The following is a 24,199-nucleotide window of genomic DNA, read 5'->3' as shown; positions in this document are numbered from 1 at the left end:
CTGAGAGGTGACCGGGCAAGGCTGAACCTTTCCCCGGCCGGGGCTAAAAGGTGACCGGGCAGGGCTGAACCCTTCCCCGGCCGGGGCTGAGAGGTGACCGGGCAGGGCTGAACCTTTCCCCGGCCGGGGCTGAGAGGTGACCGGGCAGGGCGGAATCTCTCCCCGGCCGGGACGGTGACCGGGCGGAGCCGAATCCTTCGCCGGCCGGAGCTGGAATGTGATCGGCCGGGGAGGGAATGTCCCCGGCATCCGAAAGGTGGGCCGGAGCGGCCGAATCCTTCGCTGGCCGGGGATGAAGATTGACCGGCCGGGGATGAGGTCTCCTGATCCGGTACCACGATGCATCCGCAGTCGGGATCGGGCGTGAGGGGGCGGGGCGGTGCATCGATGGCCGTCGCCACCGACGGTCACGTCTTTGTCCGACGGCGACGGGCTGATGCACCGGCCCGGCCCCGACCCACCCACCCACCGGACCGAGGCCGCACAGCGGAAGCCTCAGTCCGCGGCGGGTGCCGCCTGCACCGTGAAGCCGATCACCGTGCCGCCGCCCTTGCGGGGATGGGCGAACGGGGTGCCTCCGTGGGCCGTGGAGACCTCGCGGACGATCGACAGGCCGAGGCCCGAACCGGGAAGGCTGCGGGCGTCGGCGGCCCGGTAGAAGCGGTCGAAGACCCGCATGAGGTCGTCCTCGCCGATGCCGGGCCCCCGGTCGAGCACCTCGACCCGGACCAGCCCCTGACGGCTCGCGGAAGCGGCGGCCCCGAGGTGGATCAGCGGGGTGCCGGGGATGCCCGGATGGGTCCCGGCCGTCGGCCCGGCGGGCCCGGTCACCACGACCTCGATCGGCGCGCTGCCGCCCCGGTCGAACTTGGCGGCGTTCTCCACGAGGTTGGAGACCGCACGCTGGAGGGCGCTCGGGCGGCCGTCGACGGTGGTGTCGCCGATGGCCCGGACGGTGATCTCCCGGGCGGTCCGGCGGCGCGCGACGGTCGCCACGTCCTCCGCGAGTTCGCCGAGGTCCAGCCGGCGTACGGGCTCGGTGTCCGACTGCCCGGCCGCGAGGGCGACGAGTTCGTTGACCAGGTCGGTCAGCTCCCGGGACTCCAGCGCCAGGTCGGCGACGAGTTCCTCGCGGGCGCCGGGCGGCAGCTCGTCGATCCGGCGGAGCATGGAGATGTTCGTCCGCAGGGAGGTCAGGGGCGTACGCAGCTCGTGTCCCGCGTCCTGGACGAGCCGGCGCTGGTCCTCCTCGGACTGGGCGAGGCGGCCGAGCATCCGGTCGAAGGACCGGCCGAGCCGGGCCACCTCGTCGTGCCCGGTCACCGGCACCTGGATGCCGAGGCGCCCGGTGCGGGCCACGTCCTCGGCGGCCCCGGCGAGCCGGACCAGGCGCCGGGTGATGCGCCGGGCCAGCCACCAGCCGAACAGCCCGGCGGCGATCACGACGGCGCCGACGAGGATCACGGTCCGCTGCTGGAGCGTGCGGAGCAGGTCCTCCGTGTCGCTGAACTGCTGGGCGACCTGCACGGCACCGCGTCCGCCGCCCAGCGAGACGGTCGCCAGCCGGTAGCGGTCCCCGGAGACGTCGACGTCCTTGTGCTGTTCGAGCCTGCCCGCCTTGGCGTCGTCGGCGACCGCCCGGTCGTGGCTGTACACGGGCAGCGGCGGAACGCCGTGGTCGACGATCACGCCCTTGGGCCCGAGCACCTGCACGTCGGTGCGGCTGGGCCGGATGATGTCGTCGAGGGGCCCGTCGTGGTCGGGGTCGGATGAGGCGAAGTCGCCCGGTTCCAGCGAGCGCTCGCGCACCTGGTCGCGCAGGTCCTGCACCACCTCGGCGAACACCGTCTGCTGGTCGACGCGCACCAGGCGGGCGGCGGCGTCGTAGCTGAGGAACCCGACGAGGACCGTGACGGCGGCGGCGACGGCCGCGAAGGACACGGTGAAGGTGGTCCGCAGGGACGACACCTGCCGCAGCCGTCGTCGCACTCAGTCCTCCCTCAGGACGTACCCCACGCCCCGTACGGTGTGGATCAGCGCCGGAGCTCCCGGCTCGTCGAGCTTGCGCCGCAGATAGCCCACGTAGACGGCGAGGTTCTTGGAGCCGGGGCCGAAGTCGTAGCCCCAGATCCGGTCGTAGATGGTCGAGTGGTCCAGGACGATGCCCGCGTTGCGGACGAGCAGTTCGAGGAGCTCGAACTCGGTGCGGGTCAGTTCCAGCTCGCGCTGTCCGCGCCAGGCCCGGCGGGCCTGGATGTCCATGCGCAGTCCGGCCGCGGAGATCTGGCTGCTGGACGTCTGGGGTTCGCGGGGCGCGGGCGGCTGCGCGTCCTCGTCGAGGGCGCCGTTGCCGGTGCGGCGCAGCAGGGCGCGCAGCCGGGCGAAGACCTCCTCGACGTCGAAGGGCTTGACGACGTAGTCGTCGGCTCCGGCGTCGAGCCCGGCGATGCGGTCGGCGGTCTCGACGAGCGCGGTGAGCATCAGGATCGGGGTGCGGTCGCCCTCGGCGCGCAGGACGCGGCAGACCTGGAGGCCGTCGATGCCGGGCATCATGACGTCGAGGACGAGGACGTCCGGCGGGGTGCGGTGGGCCTGGGCCAGCGCTTCCACCCCGTCGGCCACGGCTGTGACCTCGTAGCCCTCCAGTGTCAGCGCCCTTTCCAGGGCGTGGCGGATGGCGCGGTCGTCCTCGGCGAGCAGTACGTTCTGGGGCACTTGCCCAGTCTGCCAAGCCGTCGGCCGAAAGCGAGCAGGTGGGCGGGTCCGCGACGGGCCTTCTTACCGGCCTCTCACCCCTTCCCGGTGTGTCGGACGTGCCCGGAAAGGTCCCGGTCCTGTGCGGGTGCGGGGTCAGCCGACGTGGACGCGTGGCCTTCGCGTGCGGTCGGGTTCGGCCTCGCGCAGGACTTCCCTGGTGACGGGGGCGACCTCGCCCTGACCGAAGAGGAAGAAGCGCAGGAAGTTGGTGAAGGGGTTGCCCTCGGTCCACTCGAAGTAGATGTGGGGGATGCCGCCGGTGGTGTCGCGCACGTAGAGGAGCAGGGCGGCGAGGGCGTTGGGGATGGAGGCGGATTCCAGGGTCAGGACGCGGTAGCGGCCGTGGAGGACTTCGCCGCGTACGTTCATGACGGACTCGAACTCGGAGGGGTCGCCGACGGTGACCTCCAGGAAGACGAAGTCGTCCTGGGCGGGGAGGTCGTGGTCGGCGCGGATCTGCTCGATCTTCTCGCGGTACTCGGCGATGTCGCGCTTGTCGGGTTCGTTGGCGACGAAGCGGATCCGGCGGCTGGCGATGTCGCGGACGAACCGTTCGGCCATGTCGTCCATGGTCATGCTGGTCACCCGGAGCTCGAAGGCGCGGGCGAGCCGGGAGAGCAGGGAGACGAGGATGATGCCGGCGATGAAGCAGGCGCCGATCTTCACACCGTCGGGGCGTTCGATGATGTTGACGACGGTCGTGTAGAGGAAGACCGCCGAGATGACCGCGAAGAGGACGGCCCAGTGTTTCTGGCGGGCCTTGCGGGCGGCGATGGTCACGGCGATGGCGGCGGAGCTGATCAGGACGAGGACGCCGGTGGCGTAGGCGCCGCCCTGCTTGTCGACGTCGGCGTCGAAGATCCAGGTGACGAGGAACGCGATCAGGGTGAAGACGATCACCATGGGGCGGACGGCGCGGGCCCAGTGGGGGGCCATGCCGTAGCGGGGGAGGTAGCGCGGCATGAGGTTGAGCAGGCCGGCCATGGCGGAGGCGCCGGCGAACCACAGGATGCAGATGGTGGAGACGTCGTAGACGGTGCCGAAGGCGTTGCCGAGGTACTCGTGGGCGAGGTAGGCGAGGGCGCGGCCGTTGGCCTGGCCGCCCGGCTGGAACTCCTTCTCGGGGATCAGCACGGTGGTGATGAAGCTGGTGACGATGAGGAAGACGCTCATGATCACGGCGGCGGTGGTGAGCAGCTTCTTGGCGCCGCGGATCCGCCCGGTGGGCTCCTCCTCGGTGTCGCCCGAGTCGCCTTCGACGTGCGGCATGACCGCGACCCCGGTCTCGAAGCCGGACAGGCCGAGGGCGAGTTTGGGGAAGACGAGCAGGGACACGCCGATCATGGCGGCGACGTTCCCGTGTTCGGCGGTCAGCGCGGTGGACCAGTCGGTGACGAGGTGCTCGTGGGTGGCGACCTCCCAGACCCCGGCGACGGCGACGACGACGTTGAGGCCGAGGTAGATGCCGACCAGGACGACCGCGACGCCGATCGCCTCCAGGAAGCCCTTGAGGAAGACGGCGCCGAGCAGGGCCACCAGGAAGAGGGTGATCACCATCTGTTTGTCGTGCAGGGCGCTGTTCAGATGGGGGTTCTCCACCAGGTGGGTGGAGGCGTCGGCGGCCGAGAGGGTGATGGTGATCAGGAAGTCGGTGGCGGCGAAGCCGAGGAGGGTGAGGACGAACAGCTTGCCCTTCCAGAAGGAGAGCAGGCGTTCCAGCATGGCGATGGAGCCCTCGCCGTGGGGGCTCTCCTCGGCGACGCGGCGGTAGACGGGCAGGGCGCCGGCCAGGGTGACGACGACCAGCACGATCGTGGCGATCGGTGACAGGAGGCCGGCCGCCAGGGCCGCGATGCCGGGCTGGTAGCCGAGGGTGGAGAAGTAGTCGACACCGGTCAGGCACATGACGCGCCACCAGCGCTGTCCCTTGTGGACGGGCGCGGGCTCGGCCGGCTTCGGCAGCTGGCGGCCCTTGCTCTTGCTGATGTCGGACAGGCCTTCCAGCATCCACGCCCGCAAGCGGCTCGGCGGGGCGGGCTCGGTGCTGGCCATCGATGACTCTCCTGACGTACGTCTCTTCGAACATTCCGGCCATCGAGGAGACGGCGCCCATCAGCGTATGCAGAGAGTGATGCCCGGGCCCAAGCGTCGAGGGGCCTCAGGCGTCAAGCTTGCGTTAAGACCCGCTGGTCCCGCATCACGGGTGCGCCGGGAGGGGCGGGGTTCGTCACCCGTTCAGGTGCCGGTCACGGGGTCGGTGGCCGTGGGCCGGTGACCGTGCGTCCGCGGGTCCGTGGTCACGGGGTCCGCTGCTGCGGGGCGACCGGGGGCTCGCCGCGGCGTACGGAGCCCGGTGCGCGGGGCGCCGGCCGGTCGGCGTGGGCCGAGGAGCTGAGCTGCCAGGGCACGCTCGTCACCATCACGCCCGGGGTGAACAGCAGCCGGCTCTTGAGCCACAGGGCGGACTGGTTGTGGAGGAGGTTTTCCCACCAGTGGCCCACGACGTATTCGGGGACGAAGACGGCGACGGCGTCGCGCGGGCTCTCGCGGCGGATGGAGCGGACGTACCCGACGACCGGCCGGGTGATCTCGCGGTACGGGGAGTCGACGATCTTCAGCGGTACGTCGATGCCGTACTCCTCCCAGTGCCGGCGCAGCTCGGCCGTGGCGTCCGCGTCGACGGAGACGGTCAGCGCCTCCAGCCGGTAGGGGTGGGTGGCGTGCGCGTAGGCGAGGGCCCGCAGGGTCGGTTTGTGCAGCCGGGACACCAGCACGATCGCGAACACCCGGCTGGGCGGCCTGAGTTCCTCGTGCGGATCGGTGACCGCCAGCTCCGCAGCCGTCGTGTCGTAGTGGCGTCTGATCGCGCGCATGGTCACCCACAGCACGCTCGCCGCGAGGACCGCCAGCCAGGCGCCCTGGGTGAACTTGGTGGTCAGGACGATGAGGAGGACGAAGCCGGTGACGATGCCGCCCACCGCGTTGATCAGGCGCGCGGTGTGATGGCGCCGGCGTGCGACGCCGTCGGGTTCGCCGCGCAGCTCCCGGTTCCAGTGCCGCACCATGCCGAGCTGGGAGAGCGTGAAGGAGGTGAACACGCCCAGGATGTAGAGGTGGATGAGGCTGGTGACGTTCGCCCGGTAGCCCCACAGCAGCAGGCCCGCGACGATGGAGAGGGCCAGGATGCCGTTGGAGAAGGCGAGTCGGTCGCCCCGGTTGTGCAACTGGCGTGGCAGATAACGGTGTTGGGCCAGGATGGAGGCCAGCAGGGGGAAGCCGTTGAAGGCGGTGTTCGCGGCCAGGATCAGGACCAGGGCCGTCACGGCCTGGATGAAGTAGAAGCCGGCGCTGTGCTCCCCGCCGAACACCGCCGCCGCGATCTGCGCGATGACCGTGCGCTGGGTGTAGGAGGCGCAGTCCACGTCGAGACCGGTGAGCCGGCACGCGTCGTCGGTGATGTGCACCTTGGAGACCAGCGCCAGGGTGGTGACCCCGGTGAACATGACGATCGCGAGCCCTCCCATCGCGGCCAGGGTGGTGGCCGCGTTGCGCGACTTGGGCTTGCGGAACGCGGGGACGCCGTTGGAGATCGCCTCCACCCCGGTCAGCGCCGTGCAGCCGGAGGAGAACGCGCGCAGGACCAGCATCAGCAGGGCCAGTCCCGTCAGATGCGCGTCGGCGGGGTCGGGGGTGATCCCGTAGCCGGCGCTCATGGCGACCGGCGGGTTCCCGAGGGCGTAGCGGACCATGCCGGTGACCACCATGATCAGGACGCCGCCGATGAACAGATAGGTCGGCGCGGCGAAGGCCCGTCCCGACTCGCGCACGCCCCGCAGGTTGATGGCCGCGAGCACCGCGACGAAGACGAGGGCCAGCAGGACCCGCAGGTGGGCGAGTCCGGGGAGCGCCGAGATGATGTTGTCGACGCCCGAGGCGACGGAGACGGCGACCGTCATGACGTAGTCGACCAGGAGCGAGGCGGCGACGACCAGACCGGCCGAGGGGCCCAGGTTCGTGGTCGCCACCTCGAAGCTGCCGCCGCCGCTCGGATAGGCGTGCACGACCTGCCGGTACGACAGCACCACGACGGCCATCAGCGCCACCACCGCCCCGGCGATCCACGGCGTGAAGTGCAGGTACGCCAGTCCGCCGAGGGTGAGGACGAGCAGGATCTCCTGGGTCGCGTAGGCCACGGACGACAGCGGGTCGGAGGCGAAGACGGGCAGGGCCAGCCGTTTGGGCAGCAGCGTCCCGGTCAGTTCCTCGCTGCGCATCGCGCGGCCGATCACCAGGCGTTTGAGGATCTCCGTCACGTTGAGCACGGGCGGAGGTTAAGCCCGCCGGGACGGGCCGGGCGGTCCCGACACTCGGTCGGGACCGGACATTCAGTCCAGTCCGGACAGCTTGAACACGGTGCGTGCGGTCTCGCGGTCGATCCGCTCGGAGACGCGGCGCAGCGCGCTCTCTCCGCTGGTGAGGGTGCCGCGCCGGGCGGAGATCCGGGCGTCCTCGTCCAGGCGGTGCCACAGTCCGGGGCTGGCGGCCAGGACATCGGGGTCGAGCTCCAGGCGCGCTCCGAAGGTGTCGCGCAGGACGAGCCGCTGTCCGACGCCGTCGAGGCAGCGTACGGACACCAGGCGGTCGGTCCGTACCCGCCGGGTGCCGAGCGGGCCGTGGGAGCTGAGCCAGCCCTCGCCCGCCGCGATCCGGGCCGGGCACAGGATGAGGAAGAGCAGGGCCGCGAGGGCCAGCCACAGCAGGGCGCGCGGGCCGGTGAGGGTGCCGGCGACGCCGTCGGTCAGGACGAGCAGGGCCAGGAGCGCGCCCGCGCAGCGGATCGAGCTGCGCAGGTCCTGGGCCCAGCGCAGGTCGTGTGCGACCTCGGCGGCCGGTGGCGGGGGCGCCTCGGCCGCTGCGCGGGTCTCGTCGCGGGGTTCCATGCCTCCGACCGTAGTGATCGGTGGGGCGGGGGGCGACGTGCGTTGACGGGTCTTTGACGAGCCATGGCGTCAACGTTGAACGACCCCTGACGCGACATCGCCCTCGGGGCACCTGCGGCCAGGGCTGACGGGTCCGTGTGCGGCGGGCGGCCGGTCCGTGCGGACCGGCCGCCCGCCGGATCAGACGAGGTGGGCGAAGACGACCAGGTTGTCGGTGTAGTCCTTGACCGTGCGGTCGTAGGTGCCGGCGCACGTGATGAGGCGGACCTCGGCGTCGGGGGTGTCGGCGTACACCCGGTCGTCGGGGAAGGCGTTCTTCGCGAAGGTCTCCGCGGTGTCGACGACGAAGTTCGCCGTCCGGCCGTCGGACCGTTCGACGCTGAACTTGTCGCCCTTCTTCAGATCGCCGAGGCCGGCGAACACGGCGGCGGAGGTCTTCGTGTCGACGTGCCCGGCGATGATCGCCGCCCCGGTCTCGCCGGGGGAGACGCCGTTGGCGTACCAGCCGACCAGGTTCGTGTCGTTCGCGGGCGGGGGCTGGAGCTTGCCCGTGGAGTCGAGGGCGAGTTCGGTGAAGGGCGCGTCCACCGAGATCTTCGGGATGAGCAGCCGGGTCGGCTCGGCTCGCGGGAGGTGCCGTGCCGCCGGGCGGTCGTTCGAGGGCGAGGCCGAGGACACGGGCGGGTGCGCGTGCCCGGGGGCCGCCGCGGCGGGGGCGGTGGGGGAGGGGCCGGAGGGTTCGTCCTGGCGGTGGAGCACGTTGGTGGCCACCAGGACCGCGATGCCTGCGCACCACACGACCCAGGTCGCACGACGCCGGAAGGACCGCTCGGGTGACGTGGTCGGGGTCTCGGCGGGAGAGGACAACCGGGCTGCCATCGGGTACCACCTCATCGGGTCGGGGCAGCGGAGCGGACTGGGCGGGGACAGCGGGAACGACGGGACCGGTGGGGGCAGGAGGGCAACAGGATCAACGGGACTTACGGCAACGTTCGAAGCGGTGGGAGCGGCAGGAGCGGCATCGGGGCCAGGAACGGCGGGAGCGTCAGGTGTCCCGGCGGTCCGCGGCGGGGAGCGTCAGGCGCACCGGCCGTGGGAGCGGCAGGAGCGGTGGAAGGAGAGAGCGGGCGGGGCGCCACGGGTGGGGGAGACCGGCCGGGCCGCCACGGGTGAGGGGGCGGCGGCCCGGACCGCTATGTCGTCAGGCATGGTCAGGCCACACCACCCTGCGTGTTCCTACGGCGCAGCATGTACACGCCCGCGGCCGCGAGGCCCAGGACACCGATGCCGCCGGCCGTGACGCCGGACGACGTGGCGAGACCGCCGCCGCCGGTGTGCATGCCGCCGTGCGGCTTCTCCTCCTCCTTGCTGCCCGAGTCCCACGAGCCCTTGTCCGAACCGGAGTCCCAGGAGCCGCTGCCGTGGTCGGAGCTGGAGGAGTCCTTGTCCTTGTAGGTCTCCGGGTCGTACTTCTTGTCACCCTTCGAGGAGTCGTCCGTCTTGATGGACATCAGCGCGCCGCCACCGGTGTGGACGCCGCCCTCGGGCTTCTCGTGGTGCCAGCTGGGCTTGCCGTGGTCGCTGTCGCTGTCCTTCCCGTGGTCCTGGCCGTACCCGGAGTCGTCGTGCTCCTTTCCGTAGCCGGAGTCCTCGTGGTCCTTGGTGGAGGACGAAGAGGAGGAAGAGGAAGAGGAGGAGTCGCTGTGGTCCCAGTCGCCGGCCGTGGCGGCGTACGCCCCCGGGGCGGCGATCGCGAGAGCGGCGGTGGCCGTGGCGGCGGCCAGGAGCATGCGGGCAGATCGCATTGTCGAAGTCCTTCCGTCAGACCAGGCAGCTGACCTCTTGTCAGCAGGCGAAAACCCGGTGCGACGTGATCAACCGTCAATCCGATGAGCCGGGCGCACCACCCGGGGAGCGCACCCGGCCGAGGGCGGAGCCCCCGTCCGGCCGCTGCCCCGGCGGTCACCGGGGGCCGGTCCGGCGGCTCTGACCTGCCGGTTCGCCGGGCCCCGTCGTGGTGGGACGGCTCCGGACGGCGCCCGGCGCATGACCCGATCGGCGGCGACTCGTCTGCGCGGCCGGCTGGGCCGGGCGGGGTGCCCGAGCCGGCCCCGGCCGTCGGAGATCACCGGCGGCACCGGTTGCCGTCACACTGGTGGTCCACGCCGTGGAGCGAGATGACGGGATGTGCCGGGGCGTGAAGCGACATGACGATGCGTCAGGAAGGTGGGCGGCCGTGGGTGACGGGCGGAGGATCACGGTGGTGACGGGCGGAAGCCGCGGTATCGGCGCGGCCGTCTGCCGGCGGCTGGCCCTGGAGGGGCATGACGTCGTCGTCGGCTACCGGTCCGACCGCGAGGCGGCCGAGAAGGTGGCGGGTGCCGTCGAGGACGCGGGCGGGCGTGCTCTGGCCGTCGCCGTGGACACCTCCGACCCCGCCGCGGTCGACGCACTCTTCGACCGGGCGGCCGCCGGTCTGGGCCCGGTCACGGGGCTGGTGAACAACGCGGGCGTCAGCGGCCCCAACGGACCGCTGGCCGACGCCGACCCCGAGGGCATGCGGGACGCTCTCGCGGTCAACGTCCTCGGCTATCTGCTCTGCGCCCGCCGTGCCGTACGGGAGATGACCGGGTCGGGCGGGGGCGCGATCGTCAACGTCTCGTCCGCCGCGGCGACCCTCGGCAGCCCGGGGGAGTACGTCCACTACGCGGCGGCGAAGGCGGCCGTCGACACCCTGACCGTCGGCCTGTCCAAGGAGGTCGCGGCCGACGGCATCCGCGTGAACGGTGTCGCCCCGGGCGTGGTCTGGACCGAGTTCCACGAGGACCCGCAGCGTCCGGCCCGGCTGGCGGCCACGATCCCCATGGGCCGCGCGGGCCGGCCGGACGAGATCTCCGGCGCGGTGGCCTGGCTCCTGTCGGACGACGCCTCGTACACGACGGGCACGGTGCTGCGGGTCGCGGGCGGTCGCTGAACGGGGCCCGGGAACGGGAAAAGCGGGGTCCGAGGACCCCGCCCGTTGCCGTTCAAGCCCTGGATCAGGGCCACACCAGGCAGTACGGCTGGTGGCCCGCCTCGTGGAGGCGGTGGGAGAAGTCCTGCCACTCGTGCAGCAGCTGGTAGACGTTGAAGGCGTCGCGCGGGCCGCCGCGGTCCGGGACCGTGGACCAGATGAAGGCGGCGGCGCCGACGGCCTCCTCGCCTATGCCGCGGATCGGGTCGACGACGGTCATGGGGAGCTTGACCACGGCGTAGTCGGGGTGAAGGACGACGAGTTCGAGCGGCGGCACCTTGTTCAGGGGGACGCCTTCTATGCCGGTGAGGACCATCGCGGCCATCGTCTCCGGCTTGATCTTGGTGAACATGCCGTTCATGCCGAGTTCGTCGCCGCCGAGTTCCTCGGGGCGCATCGAGATCGGGACCCTGGCGGCCGTCGCGCCGTCCGGCGCGCCGAAATATTTGTACGTCACCCCCACTCGGCCACCATTCCCGCTCTCCGCCCGCAGTCGCTCGACCGCGCGATCGATCTGTTCGTCGGGGTCACCGTGCGATCCCTGTACCTGTCCGGCTCTCCCGGCCGCTTCCTCCGCCTCACGCCGGTGCTTCCCCCGCCGGGCACGCCGAGGGTTGAGGTCATCGGTCCCCTCGCCCAGTCCGCCACCGCGATGCATATCTCCACCCGACTGCTTTTCTAAGTCGCGCGACCCCCGCCACGCAACCCGATCATCGTGACAGTGACCTCCCCCACGGTCGCACGCCGAAACGTACGCCGAAACACCTGTCCGCGGGATCTTCGCGGCCCCTGAACACCGTCGTTCATGTGAGCTGTCCGTTCGTGCCCCAGTTTCGCAGATGGCCGGGGGAAGGGACCCGGTTGTCGTACCGGGCTCCGTCACACCGGCCCGGCGATGGCCGGGATCGTTCCTTGTGAGGACCCGTACGTCGGGCCGGGGCGGTCCGTTCACGGCGCTCCGCCGTTCCCCGCACGGCCCACCGGGACCCCTGGCCTACCCTGAGGAGGTCACTAGCCCCCCGGAGTCGGAGACGTCGCAGGTCATGACCGAACTGCCTTATCCCTACGAAGCCCCAGCCTCGCAGTCGCTGTTCGACCGTGCGGCGGCCGTCACACCAGGTGGCGTGAATTCTCCGGTGCGCGCCTTCCGCGCCGTGGGCGGTACGCCCCGGTTCATGGTGTCCGGAACCGGTCCGTACCTGACCGACGCCGACGGCCGCGAGTACGTCGACCTCGTCTGCTCCTGGGGTCCGATGATCCTCGGGCACTCCCGCCCCGAGGTCATCGCCGCGGTCCAGGAGGCCGTCGCACGCGGTACGTCCTTCGGCACGCCCGGTGAGGGGGAGGTCGCCCTCGCCGAGGAGATCGTCGCCCGGGTCGAGCCCGTGGAGCAGGTCCGCCTCGTCTCCAGCGGCACCGAGGCGACCATGTCGGCCATCCGGCTCGCCCGCGGGTTCACCCGGCGCACCAAGGTGATCAAGTTCGCCGGCTGCTACCACGGCCACGTCGACTCGCTGCTCGCCGCGGCCGGCAGCGGTCTCGCGACGTTCGCGCTGCCGGACACGCCCGGCGTCACCGGCGCGCAGGCCGCCGACACCATCGTCCTGCCCTACAACGACCTGGAGGCCGTGCAGGCCGCGTTCCACGCGCACCCCGGTGAGATCGCCTGTGTGATCACCGAGGCCTCGCCCGGGAACATGGGTGTGGTGCCGCCCGCGCCCGGCTTCAACCAGGGCCTCAAGGACGCCTGCGCGAAGAACGGCGCCCTGTACATCTCGGACGAGGTGATGACCGGCTTCCGTACCAGCAGGGCCGGCTGGTTCGGGATCGACGGCGTGCGTCCCGACCTGATGACCTTCGGCAAGGTGATGGGCGGCGGCTTCCCGGCCGCCGCGTTCGGTGGCCGCGAGGACGTGATGGCGCACCTCGCGCCGGCCGGGCCGGTGTACCAGGCGGGCACGCTCTCGGGCAATCCCGTCGCCACCGCCGCAGGTCTCGCGCAGCTGCGGCTGCTCGACCAGGCCGCGTACGACAAGGCCGACGCGGTGTCGGAGCGGATCCAGGCGCTGGTGACCGAGGCGCTCGCCAAGGAGGGCGTGACCCATCGCCTCCAGCGCGCCTCCAACATGTTCTCCGTGTTCTTCACGGGACGTGAGGTGCGCGACTACGAGGACGCGAAGGCGCAGGAGTCCTTCCGCTACACCGCGTTCTTCCACGCGATGCTGGCGCAGGGCGTCTACCTGCCGCCGTCCTCGTTCGAGTCGTGGTTCGTGTCGACGGCCCACGACGACCAGGCGATTCAGCGGATCGCCGACGCCCTTCCGGCGGCGGCGCGGGCAGCGGCGGAGGCCACGGCATGAGCGACACCAGCGGCACGAACGGCGCGGGCGACATCACCGTCGTCCATCTGATGCGGCACGGCGAGGTCGCCAACCCGGACGGTGTGCTCTACGGGCGGCTGCCCGGCTATCACCTGTCCGAGCTGGGGCGGCAGATGGCCGACCGGGTGGCCGAGCACCTCTCCTCGCGCGACGTCACGCACGTCGTGGCCTCTCCGCTGGAGCGGGCGCAGGAGACGGCCACGCCGATCGCGAAGGCCCACGGGCTCGACCTGGCGACGGACGGGCGGCTCATCGAGGCCGACAACGTCTTCCAGGGCAAGACGTTCGGGGTCGGGGACGGCGCGCTGCGCAAGCCGGAGAACTGGAAGCACCTCGTCAACCCGTTCAAGCCGTCCTGGGGCGAGCCGTACGTGGACCAGGTCGTGCGGATGATGGGGGCGCTGGACGCGGCCAAGGACGCGGCGCGCGGCCACGAGGCGGTGCTGGTGAGTCATCAGCTGCCGATCTGGATCGTCCGCAGCTACGCGGAGAAGCGGCGGCTGTGGCACGACCCGCGCAAGCGGCAGTGCACCCTGGCGTCGCTGACCACGTTCACCTACCGCGGCGACAAGATCGTTTCCGTGGGCTACAGCGAGCCCGCGCGCGATCTGGTGCCGGCTCATCTCCTCGCGGGCGCCAAGCCGGTGAAGGGCAAGGGCAAGGCGTTCGGGGCCTGACGGACGTACGCGAAGAGCCCGGCTAAATGGGCGTATCTTCGTAAAATCATATAAATCTGCGCGCGTTAAACGGAACCCGCGACTTCATCGCGCCCTCTCATGGGATACAAGCTGAGAGTCAGCTGAGAGGGTGCGATGAAAAGAGGACCGTATGCGCGACGTCAGCCGAAGGGGAATGATCGGCCTCGGTGCGGGTGCGGCGACCGCGTTCGGACTCGCCGCATGCGGCACCACCTCGGGCAAGGAAGCAAAACGGCATCCTGACCCGTCCGCCACGGCCGGCACCGGCCGGCCCGGTGCCCCGAAGAAGCCGGCCGCCCGACTGATCGGCGACGGCTCCACCGCCTACACCGGCAAGCAGCCGCGCCAGCCCCAGGCCCCCGTACCGCTCGAACCCGGCGAGACCCCGCCGCAGTTCGTGGTCTTCTCCTGGGACGGAGCCGGAGAGGTCGGCACCGGCCTCTTCGACCGCTTCCTCCAGCTCGCCAACGAGCACGACGCGCACATGACGTTCTTCCTCTCCGGGCTGTATCTGCTGCCCGAGTCGAAGAAGCGCCTCTACGACCCGCCGAACAACCCCCGCGGCGCCTCGGACATCGGCTACCTGAGCGACGAACACGTCCGCTCCACGCTCAAGCTGATCCGTCAGGCCTGGCTCGACGGCCACGAGATCGGCACCCACTTCAACGGCCACTTCTGCGGCGGCTCCGGCTCGGTCGGCAACTGGACGCCCCGCCAGTGGACCAGCGAGATCGAACAGGCCAAGTCCTTCGTCACCGAGTGGCGCACCAACACGGGCTGGACCGACCTGCCCCCGCTGCCCTTCGACTACGAGAAGGAGCTCATCGGCGCCCGCACCCCCTGCCTGCTCGGCCAGAACAACCTGCTGCCCGCCATCAAGGAGCTCGGCTGGCGCTACGACGCCTCCTCGCCCGGCGGTGTCCAGCGCTGGCCGCAGAAGAAGGAGGGGCTGTGGGACCTGCCCCTCCAGGCGATGCCCTTCCCCGGACACCGCTTCGAGGTCCTCTCGATGGACTACAACATCCTCGCCAACCAGTCGATCGCCACCACCCGGGCACCCTCGTACAACTACCCGGGCTGGCGCACCCAGGCGTCCGCCTCCTACGTCGCCGGATTCAAGCGGGCCTACGAGACGAACCGCGCGCCCTTCTTCATCGGCAACCACTTCGAGGAGTGGAACGGCGGCATCTACATGGACGCCGTCGAGCACGTCTTCACCCACATCGCCCAGGAGAAGGAGAAGGGCGCCGACGTGCGCATGGTCTCCTTCCGGCAGTTCGTGGACTGGCTGGACGTCCAGCGGCCCGAGGTGCTCGCGAAGCTCCAGGCGATGGACGTGGCCGAGGAGCCCGTCGGAGGCTGGCACCGCTACCTTCGGGGGCAGGCCGCCTGAAATGCGGGTTTCCACCCGCAAGGGGGGTGCGGAAGATCCCCGAAACGGGCATGCGAAACTTTTCACATGAGTGCCGCCCGCCGCGCAGACCAGCGCCCGAACCGCACCCGCGCCGCCCTGTTCAGCACAGGTGCCGCCATCGCCGCGCTCGTCCTGTCCGCGTGCGGATCCGGCGGCACCTCCGGCGGCGCGGGCAACAGCAACTTCGTCGCCGGCAAGGACGGCATCTCCACCGTCGCCAAGGGGTCCAGGGACACCGCCCCGGACCTCTCCGGCAAGACCATCGACGGCAAGAGCCTCGACGTCGCCGACTACAAGGGCAAGGTCGTCGTCCTCAACGTGTGGGGCTCCTGGTGCCCCCCGTGCCGCGCCGAGACGCCGAACCTCGTCAAGGTCGCCAAGGCCACCGCCGCGCAGGGCGTACAGTTCGTCGGCATCAACACCCGTGACCCCAGCACCTCCCCGGCCAAGGCCTTCGAGAAGGCGCAGGGCGTCCCGTACCCCAGCCTGTACGACCCGACGGGCAAGCTGATGCTCCGCTTCAAGAAGGGCACGCTCAACCCGCAGACGATCCCCTCCACGATCATCATCGACCGGGACGGGAAGATCGCGGCCCGCACGCTCCAGGCGCTCAGCGAGGACAAGCTGCACGAGATGCTCGACCCCGTCCTCGCGGAGAAGTGACCGACGTGTCCCTTCTCCAGACGACCACGAACCTGGCCGCCTCGACCGACATGAACACCACGGTCTACAGCGGCGCCCTGCTGCTCGCGCTGCCCATCGCCGTGCTCGGCGGGCTCGTCTCTTTCTTCTCGCCGTGCGTCCTGCCGCTCGTACCCGGCTATCTGTCGTACGTCACCGGAGTCAGCGGCACCGACCTGGCCGACGCCAGACGGGGGCGGATGGTCGCGGGCGCCAGCCTGTTCGTGTTCGGCTTCACCGCCGTGTTCGTCTCCGGCGGCGCGCTGTTCGGCTACTTCGGCTCCACGCTGCACGAGTACGACGGCACGCTCAGCAAGGTCCTCGGCGCGCTGATGATCGCGATGGGCGTCTTCTTCATGGGCCTGATGCCCTGGCTGACCCAGCGCGAGTTCCGCTTCCACAAGCGACCGGTGACCGGGCTCGCGGGGGCGCCGATACTGGGCGCGCTCTTCGGCATCGGCTGGACCCCGTGCCTCGGCCCGACGCTCACCGCCGTCAACACGCTCTCCATGGAGCAGGCGAGCGCCGGACGCGGGGCCATACTGACCGTCGCCTACTGCCTCGGTCTCGGCGTGCCCTTCGTCCTCACCGCGGTGGCCTTCCGCAAGGCGCTCGGCGCCTTCGGCTGGGTCAAGCGCCACTACACCTGGGTGATGCGGATCGGCGGCGGAATGATGATCGTGACGGGCCTGCTCCTGCTCACCGGTGCCTGGGACGGCATCGTGCAGCAGATGCAGACCTGGTCCGACGGCTTCACGGTAGGGATCTGATCCATGAGCAGCACTGACACCGGCAAGGCGGCCGAGTCCGCCCCGACACCGGAGGACGACGGAACCCCCGATCCGGTGAGCGCGAAACGGCACGTCGGAGTGGCCGCGGACGGCGAGCTCGGCGCGGCGGGATCCCAGCTGTCCACCGCGCCCGTGGAGACGGCGATGCCCGGCTCCTTCGGCGGCGCCCGGACCCCCGGCGCCCTGGGCTGGATCGCCTGGACCGGGCGCGAGGCCACCGGCTGGACCCGCTGGATGTGGCGCCAGCTCACCTCGATGCGGGTTGCGCTGATCCTGCTCTTCCTGCTGTCGCTCGGCGCCATCCCCGGATCGCTGATCCCGCAGTCCGGCACCGACGCCCAGAAGGTGCAGGACTTCAAGGACGCGCACACCTGGCTCGGACCGGTCTACGACAAGCTCGGCCTGTTCCACGTGTACAGCTCGGTGTGGTTCTCCGCGATCTACATCCTGCTGTTCGTCTCGCTCATCGGCTGCATCGTGCCCCGCACCTGGCAGTTCGTCGGACAGCTCCGCGGCCGTCCGCCGGGCGCGCCCAAGCGGCTGACCCGGCTGCCCGCGTACACGACCTGGCGGACCGCGGCCGAGCCCGAGCAGGTCCGCGAGATCGCGCTGAAGGTGCTCGGGCAGAAGCGGTTCCGGGCGCACGTCGACAAGGACGCCGTCGCCGCGGAGAAGGGCTATCTGCGCGAGACCGGCAACCTGCTCTTCCACATCGCGCTGATCGTGATGCTCGTCGCCTTCGCCTGGGGCCAGCTCTTCAAGTCCGAGGGCGACAAGCTGGTCGTCGAGGGCGACGGCTTCTCCAACACGCTCCTGTCCTACGACGACTTCAAGTCCGGCAACCTCTTCAGCACCGACGACCTGACCCCGTTCAGTTTCCAGCTGAAGAAGTTCACCGGCACCTACGAGCGGACCGGCCCCAACAAGGGCACGCCCCGCACGTACCAGGCCGCTCTCACCTACAGCGAGGGCGCCTACGGCAAGGAGCGCGACACGCTCGTCAAGGTCAACGAGCCGCTGGTGATCGGCGACTCGAAGGTCTATCTGACCGCCCACGGCTACGCGCCCACCGTGACCGTCAGGGACGGCAAGGGCAAGGTCGTCTTCCACGACGCCGTGCCCATGCTGCCGCTGGACTCCAACGTCACCTCGCAGGGCGCGATCAAGGTCATGGACGGGTACAGGAACGCGCGGGGCACGAGCGAACAGCTCGGCTTCTCCGCCTTCTTCGTGCCGACCTTCGCCGGGGCGGGCAAGGGCGACATGTTCTCCCAGTTCCCCGCGCTCGACTATCCCGTGCTCGCGCTGAGCGGCTTCCACGGCAGCCTCGGCGTCGACGCGGGCCTCCCGCAGAACGTGTACCAGCTCGACACGTCCCACATGAAGCAGTACAAGGACGCCAAGGGCGAGATCGTCAAGGCGCGGCTGCGGCCCGGCGAGACGATGACGCTGCCGGACGGCGCCGGTTCGATCACCTTCGACAAGGACATCAAGGAGTGGGCGAACTTCCAGGTCACCCAGCAGCCCGGCAGTGACTGGGCGCTGGCCGGGGCGTTCACCGCGATCCTCGGTCTCGCCGGTTCGCTGTTCATCCAGCGCCGCCGTGTCTGGGTGCGGGCGACCACCGGCGACGACGGGGTCACCGTCGTCGAGATGGCCGGCCTCGGCCGCAGCGAGTCCGCGAAGCTTCCCGAGGAGCTCGGCGACCTGGCCGCGCTCGTGCACGAACAGGCACCCACCAAGCCCGACGAAGACGCGGCCCCCACCGACGCCGACGCCGAACCCCCCGTACCCGCCGCTGAAGGGTCCAAGAAGCAGTGACGCTCGCCACCGCACACGACCTGGGCGCCGTGACCGATCTGGCCACCGCGACCAACGAACACCTCGCCAACATCAGCAACACGCTGATCTACTCCGCGATGGCCGTCTACACCCTGGCCTTCTTCGCCTTCATCGCCGAATGGCTCTTCGGCAGCCGCAGCAAGGTGGCCCGCACGGCCAACGCGCTCACCGCGAACGGCGCGAAGGCGTCCGCGGCGGCTCCCGGGATCACCGTGCAGAAGGCCGGCGGCACCGCCGTGCTGGAGCGGCCGACGGTCGTCACCCGGTCCTCGGCGGGCGCGCGGGACGTGCCCGACGGGCCCGGCGCGCACGGCGGTGACGAGCAGGGCGACCTCTACGGCCGTATCGCCATCTCCCTCAGCGTGCTGGCGTGGGCCGTCGAGACGGCCGGTGTCCTCGCCCGCGCCCTGTCCGTGCAGCGTGCCCCCTGGGGCAACATGTACGAGTTCAACATCACCTTCTCCACCGTCGCCGTCGGGGTCTTCCTCGTCCTGCTCGCGCTGAAGAAGAACGTCCGCTGGCTCGGCCTGCCCCTGATCACCTCGGTCCTGCTGGACCTCGGTCTCGCGGTCACCGTCCTGTACACCGCGAGCGACCAGCTGGTCCCCGCGCTGCACTCGTACTGGCTGTACATCCACGTGTCGACCGCGATCCTGTGCGGCGCCGTCTTCTACGTGGGCGCCGTCGGCACGATCCTGTACCTGTTCAAGGACTCGTACGAGAGCAAGCTGGAGAACGGCGGACAGCCGGGCAGCTTCGCCACCTCCGTCATGGAGCGGCTGCCCTCCGCGGCCTCGCTCGACAAGTTCTCCTACCGTGTGAACGCGGCCGTCTTCCCGCTGTGGACGTTCACGATCATCGCGGGCGCGATCTGGGCGGGCGACGCCTGGGGCCGCTACTGGGGCTGGGACCCCAAGGAGACCTGGGCGTTCATCACCTGGGTCGCCTACGCCTGCCACCTGCACGCGCGGGCCACGGCCGGCTGGAAGGGCCGCAAGGCCGCCTACATCGCCCTGATCGCCTTCGGCTGCTGGCTGTTCAACTACTACGGCGTCAACATCTTCGTCGGCGGCAAGCACTCCTACGCGGGGGTGTGACCCGCGCCGGCGGGCAGCGATACGAGCAGGGCCCGCGAGGACGGTGAGGGTCCGGGCCGCCAGCCGGTGGTCCGGGCCGTCTCGGGCAGGTCGAGGCGGCCCGCGTTGCGCAGCGCCGGATGCGTCCGGCCCCGCAGCCCGGCGAAGAACACGGCCTGGTCCCTGATGCCGTCGGCGCGGTCGCGCAGGACGGGTTCCAGGAGTCCGAGGCCCGCGGGTTCCTGGACGTTGTCGATGAGCAGGACCGGGCGCCCCCGCCGGTGCGAGCGCTGGACGACCCCCGCGTAGGCGTCGTCGAGGTCGGCCAGCAGGGCCCGTACGAGATGGCGTTCCGCGTGTCTGCGGCCGTGGCCGCCCGCCCGGAAGTGCCGGGAGAGCAGGATCAGCGCGAGCTTGGGGCTGCCGTCCGCGTTCGGGTAGTCGCCGTACCAGGAGGCGGCCCCGCGCAGCCGGCGATGGGCCGTGGAGACCCCTTCCGTGAAGGCCTCGAGGGCCGCCTCGATGACCGGTTCCACCACCGCGCCGGTTCCGCCCGCCGACGCGACGAGCCGGGAACCCACCTTGCCCGCCCAGCGTCCCGTGAACCCCGGCAGCCAGGACTCGCCCCCGCCGAGCAGCAGCACGCGCTCCGCCTCCTGCCGCAGGCGCGGTGCGTCGCGGTCGCTCCAGCCGCCCGCCGCCACCGCCAGCAGTCCGCAGGACAGCCGCGGGAATCCGATCCGGCCGGCGCCCTTCACCGGTCCGGCGAGCTGTTCGGCGGCCGTGGTCAGCGCCTGGACCACCGGGGACCAGGCCGCGTCCGGGCGGTCCGGGGGCGGGGCGGCGAACTGCCTCTCCTCGCCGTCGAGAAGAGCGGTGGGGGTGTGTCCGCGGTAGGCCTCGCGCAGGGCGTGGAGGACGGCGGTCTTGCCCCGTCCCCGGTCGCCCGCGAACACCACGAAGGGCGGTTCCTCCGGGTGTTCGTAGGGTGTGGTGCCGGGTTGGTACGGGCGCAGGCCGACCAGCCGTGACGCGAGTCCGGGCGGTTCCGTGTCGAACAAGGCTTCCCGGTCGTCCAGTTGTGTGTGCACCACATCTCCCCCTGGTCCGCGGTCCGGTCCGGATGTGCTGTTGTGATGTGTATCAACAACTGTTGAAGAAGGGGCAGTTGGTTCGGGATAGGTCGTACGGTGTCCGTTCGCTTCCGGAATCGCCCGGCGATTCAGTCGACAGTGATCGAATCGAGCTTGCGGCGCAGATAGACGTGGGAGTCCACGGGTTCGTAGGTCACGCGTCCCACCGGCGCGGGCACCGACTCGACCAGCGTTCCGGGGGTGCACTCGCCGAAGTACACGAGCGAGATCAGCTCCTCGGCGGGCGCGTCGGCCGGGGGAGGCAGCACCCGGTGCCGTCCCGAGCGCCAGCGGTCTCCGGTCCAACGGGCCATGAGGTCACCGATGTTGACGGTCAGCGCGGCCGGATCGTACGGCGCGTCGCGCCAGCCGTCCTTGTCCGTGAACACCTGGAGCCCGCCCCTGCCGGTCTGCCGGTCGAGGATGGTGACGGTGCCGAAGTCGGTGTGCGGCCCGATGCGGAACTGGCCGGGCCGCGGTGTGCCGACGACCTCGGTGCCCGGATACCAGTTGATGTTGAAGCCGTACGTGGGGTGGTCCATGTGCCGGGTGAAGAAGTCCCGTCCGGGGCCGAGCGCCTCGCCCAGCAGGTCGAGCAGCAGCCGTTGCAGCCCGGCCATCGCCGTCAGGTACTCCTCGCAGAGTTCGCGCAGTCCGGGGGTCTCGGCGGGCCAGACGTTCGGCGCGTACCACTCCGCGTCGGTCTCCGGGTCCTCGAAGGGTTCGCGGGTCGCGAAGGTCAGGGACTCCTTGAGGTCCGGGGGTGTCTCGGTGCCCTCGGCGTAGCCGTTGGCCTCAGCGCCCGGCCCGAGCCAGCCGCGTCCGCCGACCCGTGTGGCGTACGGCCGTTTGGCCGCGGCGGGCAGGGCGAAGAAGGCGCGGGCGGACTCCCGCAGCCGGTGGCGCAGTCCCGGGTCCACGCCGTGGCCGGTGACGAGCAGGAAGCCGGCCGTGCGGAGGGCGTCGTCGACGGTGCGGGTGAGCGCGGCGCGGGCGTCGTGGTCCCCGCCGAGCCAGGGGCCGAGGTCGACGGTGGGGACGGCGGCCACGGGGCCGGCGGCGGCCTCGCCCGGGTCGTCCGCCGGGCCGTTCGCGGGGGCGGCCGCCGGGCCGTTCGTGGGGTCGTTCGCGGGGTTCCTCAGCGTGGCGTCCGTCGTGTCGTTCACCTCGTTCACCTCATTCACCGATGTCCTCGTTCCACAGGGCGGGGTTCTTCTCGATGAAGTCGCGCATCAGCGCGGTGCATTCGGGATCGTCGAGCAGCACGATCTGCACGCCGTGGGCGGCGAGCCAGTCGTGGCCGCCGTGGAAGGTGGCCGCCTCGCCGACGACGACGTGGGAGATCCCGAACTGCCGGACCAGTCCGCAGCAGTACCAGCACGGCGACAGGGTGGTCACCATGGTCGTGCCGCGGTACGACCGCTGCCGTCCCGCGTCCCGGAAGGCGGCCGTCTCGCCGTGCGCCGAGGGGTCGCCGTCCTGGACGCGGCGGTTGTGGCCCCGGCCGAGCAGGGTGCCGTCCGCGCCGTACAGCGCGGCCCCGATGGGAATCCCGCCCTCGGCGAGTCCGGCGCGCGCCTCCGAGAGGGCGGTCGCGAGCCATGCGCGGGCCTGTGCCTGATCGATGAGCTCCATGACACCACTGTCCCCCGCAGCGCCCTCTCCCAAGGCTGGAACACGAGGGCGGCGCCGGGAACCGCCTCGCTCAGGGGGCCGCGACGGGTGCCACGGGGTCACCGGTCCTGCGGGCCATGACGAACGCCTGCGGGGTGCTCTCGTGGGGGTCGGCCTCGCGGACGAGACGGGCCACCTCGGACAGGCCGGCCGCCCGCAGGAGCGCGGCGACCCGCTCGGGCGGGAAGCGGTGGACGTCGAGGTCCACGTCATGGCCGTACGCGTGCTCCAGCCTGACCTGTTCGTCGCCGACCTTGAAGGCGATGAGGAGATGGCCGCCGGGGGCGAGGACGCGGTGGAACTCGGCGAACATCAACGGCAGTTCAGCGATCGGGGTGTGCACGGTCGAGTACCAGACGAGGGCTCCGGCGAGACTCCCGTCCGGGAGGTCGAGGCCGGTCATCGTGCCCGTCTCGAACCGCAGCCCGGGATGTGTCCGCCGGGCCACCGCCACCATCCCGGGCGACAGGTCGATCCCGAACGCGTCCAGCCCCAGCCGCTCCAGCTGGACCGTCACCCGGCCGGGCCCGCACCCGAGGTCCGCCACGGCCCCGCCACCGCCGGCCCGCACCCGCTCGGCGAACGCCGCGAGCATCGCCACGTCCAGCGGCTTCGCGGCCAGTTCGTCCTTGAGCAGTTCGGCGTAGTCGGCGGCGACGGTGTCGTAGGAGGCGCGGGTGGCCTGAAGGCGAGTGGTCATGGCGCGGAAGGCTAGACCGCGGGTCCGACAGTCACGGTCGTGACCGTCAGGAACCGGCCACCCGCAGCAGCAGCTTGCCCGTGCTCGTCCGCGAGCCCATCAGCGTGTGCGCCTCGGCCGCGTCCTCCAGGGCGAACTCCGCCGTCACCGGCAGGCTCACGGTGCCGTCGGCGACGGCCTCGAACGCGCGCGCCGCGATGGCGCGGAGGGCGGCCGGGTCCGCCGCGGCCAGGCCGAGGATCGAGAAACCGGCGACCGACAGACCGGTGGGGTTCAGCTCCTGCTGTCCCACCGTCCAGGGTTCCGCCGAGCCCGCGTTGCCGAAGGCGACCAGACGGCCGAAGCGGGCGAGGGAGGCGAGGGTGTCCCGGAAGGTCTCGCCGCCCACCGCGTCCAGGGCCAGGTTCACCCCGCGGCCGGCCGTCGCCGCGCGCACCTCGTCGCGGAACGAACCCACGAACACCTGGTCGTAGCCGTTGCCGAGGGCGTACCCGGCCTTCGCCGCGCTCGACACGACGCCGTACACGGCACCGGCCCCGGCCGCCTTCGCGAGCCTGCCGAGCGCCGTGCCCACACCGCCGGCGGCGCTCTGCACGAGCACGGTCTCGCCCGGCCGGATCCGGCCCACGGTGTGCAGCAGCGCGTACGCCGTGGGCAGGACGGTGGGCAGGGTGGCGCCGGTGCGCAGGCCGACGCCTTCGGGCAGCGGGAAGACCGTCGCGGCCTCGGCCACGGTCACGTCCGCGTACGCCCCGCCCGGCGTGAGCGCCGCGACCTCCTGGCCGGCGCGCAGTTCCGTGACGCCGGGGCCGACCGCCCGGATCCGGCCCGAGACCTCGAGGCCGGGTACGAAGGGCAGGCCGGGTACGCGGTAGCCCTGGGACCTCGCCAGGATGTCGGCGAAGTTCACGCCCGCGTAGGCCACGTCGATGCTCACCTGCCCCGGCCCGGGATCGGGGACCTCCGCCTCGGTGACCCGCAGGACCTCGGGACCGCCGTACTCCTGGATCTCGACCGTACGCATGGCACACCCCTGGTAGGCGCTCGACTGTTCAATGAAAAGCGAACACTCGGAAGTGTATGGTTTTCATCGAACACT

The 24,199-nt window shown here is 71.2% G+C and carries 21 protein-coding genes; 8 read left to right on the top strand and 13 right to left on the bottom strand.

Annotated features, from left to right (window positions below; all coding sequences use genetic code 11):
- Positions 1 to 495: 495 nt before the first annotated feature.
- The 7 genes from ACFWI4_RS11575 to ACFWI4_RS11545 form a co-directional block, all read right to left on the bottom strand.
- Positions 496 to 1,989, bottom strand: a complete 1,494-nt coding sequence (locus tag ACFWI4_RS11575; RefSeq protein ID WP_387193934.1) for an ATP-binding protein — start codon at positions 1,987 to 1,989, stop codon at positions 496 to 498.
- Positions 1,990 to 2,715 (bottom strand): response regulator transcription factor, encoded by a 726-nt coding sequence (locus ACFWI4_RS11570; RefSeq protein WP_385401781.1) that lies wholly within the window; start codon positions 2,713 to 2,715, stop codon positions 1,990 to 1,992. It abuts the gene before it with no gap.
- 135 nt (positions 2,716 to 2,850) lie between these two features.
- Positions 2,851 to 4,809: an amino acid transporter gene (locus ACFWI4_RS11565; protein ID WP_387193931.1), complete on the bottom strand. Its 1,959-nt coding sequence runs from the start codon at positions 4,807 to 4,809 to the stop codon at positions 2,851 to 2,853.
- Between the two features lie 245 nt (positions 4,810 to 5,054).
- Positions 5,055 to 7,031: an APC family permease gene (locus tag ACFWI4_RS11560; protein ID WP_387194032.1), complete on the bottom strand. Its 1,977-nt coding sequence runs from the start codon at positions 7,029 to 7,031 to the stop codon at positions 5,055 to 5,057.
- Between the two features lie 111 nt (positions 7,032 to 7,142).
- The gene (locus tag ACFWI4_RS11555) at positions 7,143 to 7,697 is read right to left on the bottom strand and encodes a hypothetical protein (protein ID WP_387193928.1); all 555 of its coding nucleotides are present in this window, start codon (positions 7,695 to 7,697) and stop codon (positions 7,143 to 7,145) included.
- A 180-nt stretch (positions 7,698 to 7,877) separates the two neighbouring features.
- Positions 7,878 to 8,576, bottom strand: a complete 699-nt coding sequence (locus ACFWI4_RS11550) for a class F sortase (protein WP_387193925.1) — start codon at positions 8,574 to 8,576, stop codon at positions 7,878 to 7,880.
- Between the two features lie 332 nt (positions 8,577 to 8,908).
- A complete protein-coding gene (locus ACFWI4_RS11545; RefSeq protein ID WP_387193923.1) occupies positions 8,909 to 9,502 on the bottom strand; it encodes a hypothetical protein in 594 nt (197 codons plus the stop codon).
- A 431-nt stretch (positions 9,503 to 9,933) separates the two neighbouring features.
- On the opposite strand from ACFWI4_RS11545, the gene ACFWI4_RS11540 reads away from it, so the two are divergent.
- Positions 9,934 to 10,671 carry an SDR family NAD(P)-dependent oxidoreductase gene (locus tag ACFWI4_RS11540; protein WP_387193920.1) on the top strand — a complete coding sequence of 246 codons (738 nt, stop codon included), beginning with the start codon at positions 9,934 to 9,936 and terminating at the stop codon, positions 10,669 to 10,671.
- A 64-nt stretch (positions 10,672 to 10,735) separates the two neighbouring features.
- On the opposite strand, the gene ACFWI4_RS11535 is transcribed toward ACFWI4_RS11540, so the two are convergent.
- The gene (locus tag ACFWI4_RS11535) at positions 10,736 to 11,173 is read right to left on the bottom strand and encodes a hypothetical protein (RefSeq protein WP_385401794.1); all 438 of its coding nucleotides are present in this window, start codon (positions 11,171 to 11,173) and stop codon (positions 10,736 to 10,738) included.
- A 580-nt stretch (positions 11,174 to 11,753) separates the two neighbouring features.
- Between ACFWI4_RS11535 and hemL the strand changes: the two genes are divergently transcribed.
- From hemL to ccsB, 7 genes are all read left to right on the top strand, one after another.
- Positions 11,754 to 13,070, top strand: a complete 1,317-nt coding sequence (hemL, locus tag ACFWI4_RS11530; RefSeq protein WP_387193916.1) for a glutamate-1-semialdehyde 2,1-aminomutase — start codon at positions 11,754 to 11,756, stop codon at positions 13,068 to 13,070.
- Complete coding sequence (locus ACFWI4_RS11525; protein WP_387193913.1) at positions 13,067 to 13,768, top strand: histidine phosphatase family protein; 702 nt, start codon at positions 13,067 to 13,069, stop codon at positions 13,766 to 13,768. The genes hemL and ACFWI4_RS11525 overlap by 4 nt, the downstream gene beginning before the upstream one ends.
- Positions 13,769 to 13,919: 151 nt before the next feature.
- Positions 13,920 to 15,182 carry a hypothetical protein gene (locus tag ACFWI4_RS11520; RefSeq protein WP_387193910.1) on the top strand — a complete coding sequence of 421 codons (1,263 nt, stop codon included), beginning with the start codon at positions 13,920 to 13,922 and terminating at the stop codon, positions 15,180 to 15,182.
- 66 nt (positions 15,183 to 15,248) lie between these two features.
- Positions 15,249 to 15,866 (top strand): TlpA family protein disulfide reductase, encoded by a 618-nt coding sequence (locus ACFWI4_RS11515; protein ID WP_387193907.1) that lies wholly within the window; start codon positions 15,249 to 15,251, stop codon positions 15,864 to 15,866.
- A 50-nt stretch (positions 15,867 to 15,916) separates the two neighbouring features.
- Positions 15,917 to 16,654: a cytochrome c biogenesis CcdA family protein gene (locus ACFWI4_RS11510; protein ID WP_387194029.1), complete on the top strand. Its 738-nt coding sequence runs from the start codon at positions 15,917 to 15,919 to the stop codon at positions 16,652 to 16,654.
- Between the two features lie 3 nt (positions 16,655 to 16,657).
- A complete protein-coding gene (locus tag ACFWI4_RS11505) occupies positions 16,658 to 18,496 on the top strand; it encodes a cytochrome c biogenesis protein ResB (protein ID WP_387193904.1) in 1,839 nt (612 codons plus the stop codon).
- Entirely contained in the window at positions 18,493 to 19,614 is a 1,122-nt protein-coding gene (ccsB, locus tag ACFWI4_RS11500; protein WP_387193901.1) for a c-type cytochrome biogenesis protein CcsB, read from the top strand. Before ACFWI4_RS11505 ends, ccsB begins: the two co-directional genes overlap by 4 nt.
- On the opposite strand, the gene ACFWI4_RS11495 is transcribed toward ccsB, so the two are convergent.
- The 5 genes from ACFWI4_RS11495 to ACFWI4_RS11475 form a co-directional block, all read right to left on the bottom strand.
- Positions 19,599 to 20,684 (bottom strand): hypothetical protein, encoded by a 1,086-nt coding sequence (locus ACFWI4_RS11495; protein ID WP_387193898.1) that lies wholly within the window; start codon positions 20,682 to 20,684, stop codon positions 19,599 to 19,601. The two genes, ccsB and ACFWI4_RS11495, sit on opposite strands and share 16 nt — an antisense overlap.
- 131 nt (positions 20,685 to 20,815) lie before the next feature.
- Complete coding sequence (locus tag ACFWI4_RS11490; protein WP_387194026.1) at positions 20,816 to 21,775, bottom strand: isopenicillin N synthase family dioxygenase; 960 nt, start codon at positions 21,773 to 21,775, stop codon at positions 20,816 to 20,818.
- A gap of 127 nt (positions 21,776 to 21,902) precedes the next feature.
- The gene (locus ACFWI4_RS11485; RefSeq protein ID WP_387193895.1) at positions 21,903 to 22,361 is read right to left on the bottom strand and encodes a nucleoside deaminase; all 459 of its coding nucleotides are present in this window, start codon (positions 22,359 to 22,361) and stop codon (positions 21,903 to 21,905) included.
- A gap of 70 nt (positions 22,362 to 22,431) precedes the next feature.
- Entirely contained in the window at positions 22,432 to 23,100 is a 669-nt protein-coding gene (locus ACFWI4_RS11480; protein ID WP_387193892.1) for a class I SAM-dependent DNA methyltransferase, read from the bottom strand.
- Between the two features lie 46 nt (positions 23,101 to 23,146).
- Positions 23,147 to 24,124: a zinc-binding alcohol dehydrogenase family protein gene (locus ACFWI4_RS11475; protein ID WP_387193889.1), complete on the bottom strand. Its 978-nt coding sequence runs from the start codon at positions 24,122 to 24,124 to the stop codon at positions 23,147 to 23,149.
- Positions 24,125 to 24,199: the final 75 nt, after the last annotated feature.

This window comes from Streptomyces sp. NPDC127038, from assembly GCF_042725875.1.
Taxonomy (GTDB): Bacteria; Actinomycetota; Actinomycetes; order Streptomycetales; family Streptomycetaceae; genus Streptomyces.
Note: the sequence above shows the minus strand (reverse complement) of the source record. Positions and strands in the feature narration are given on the sequence as shown.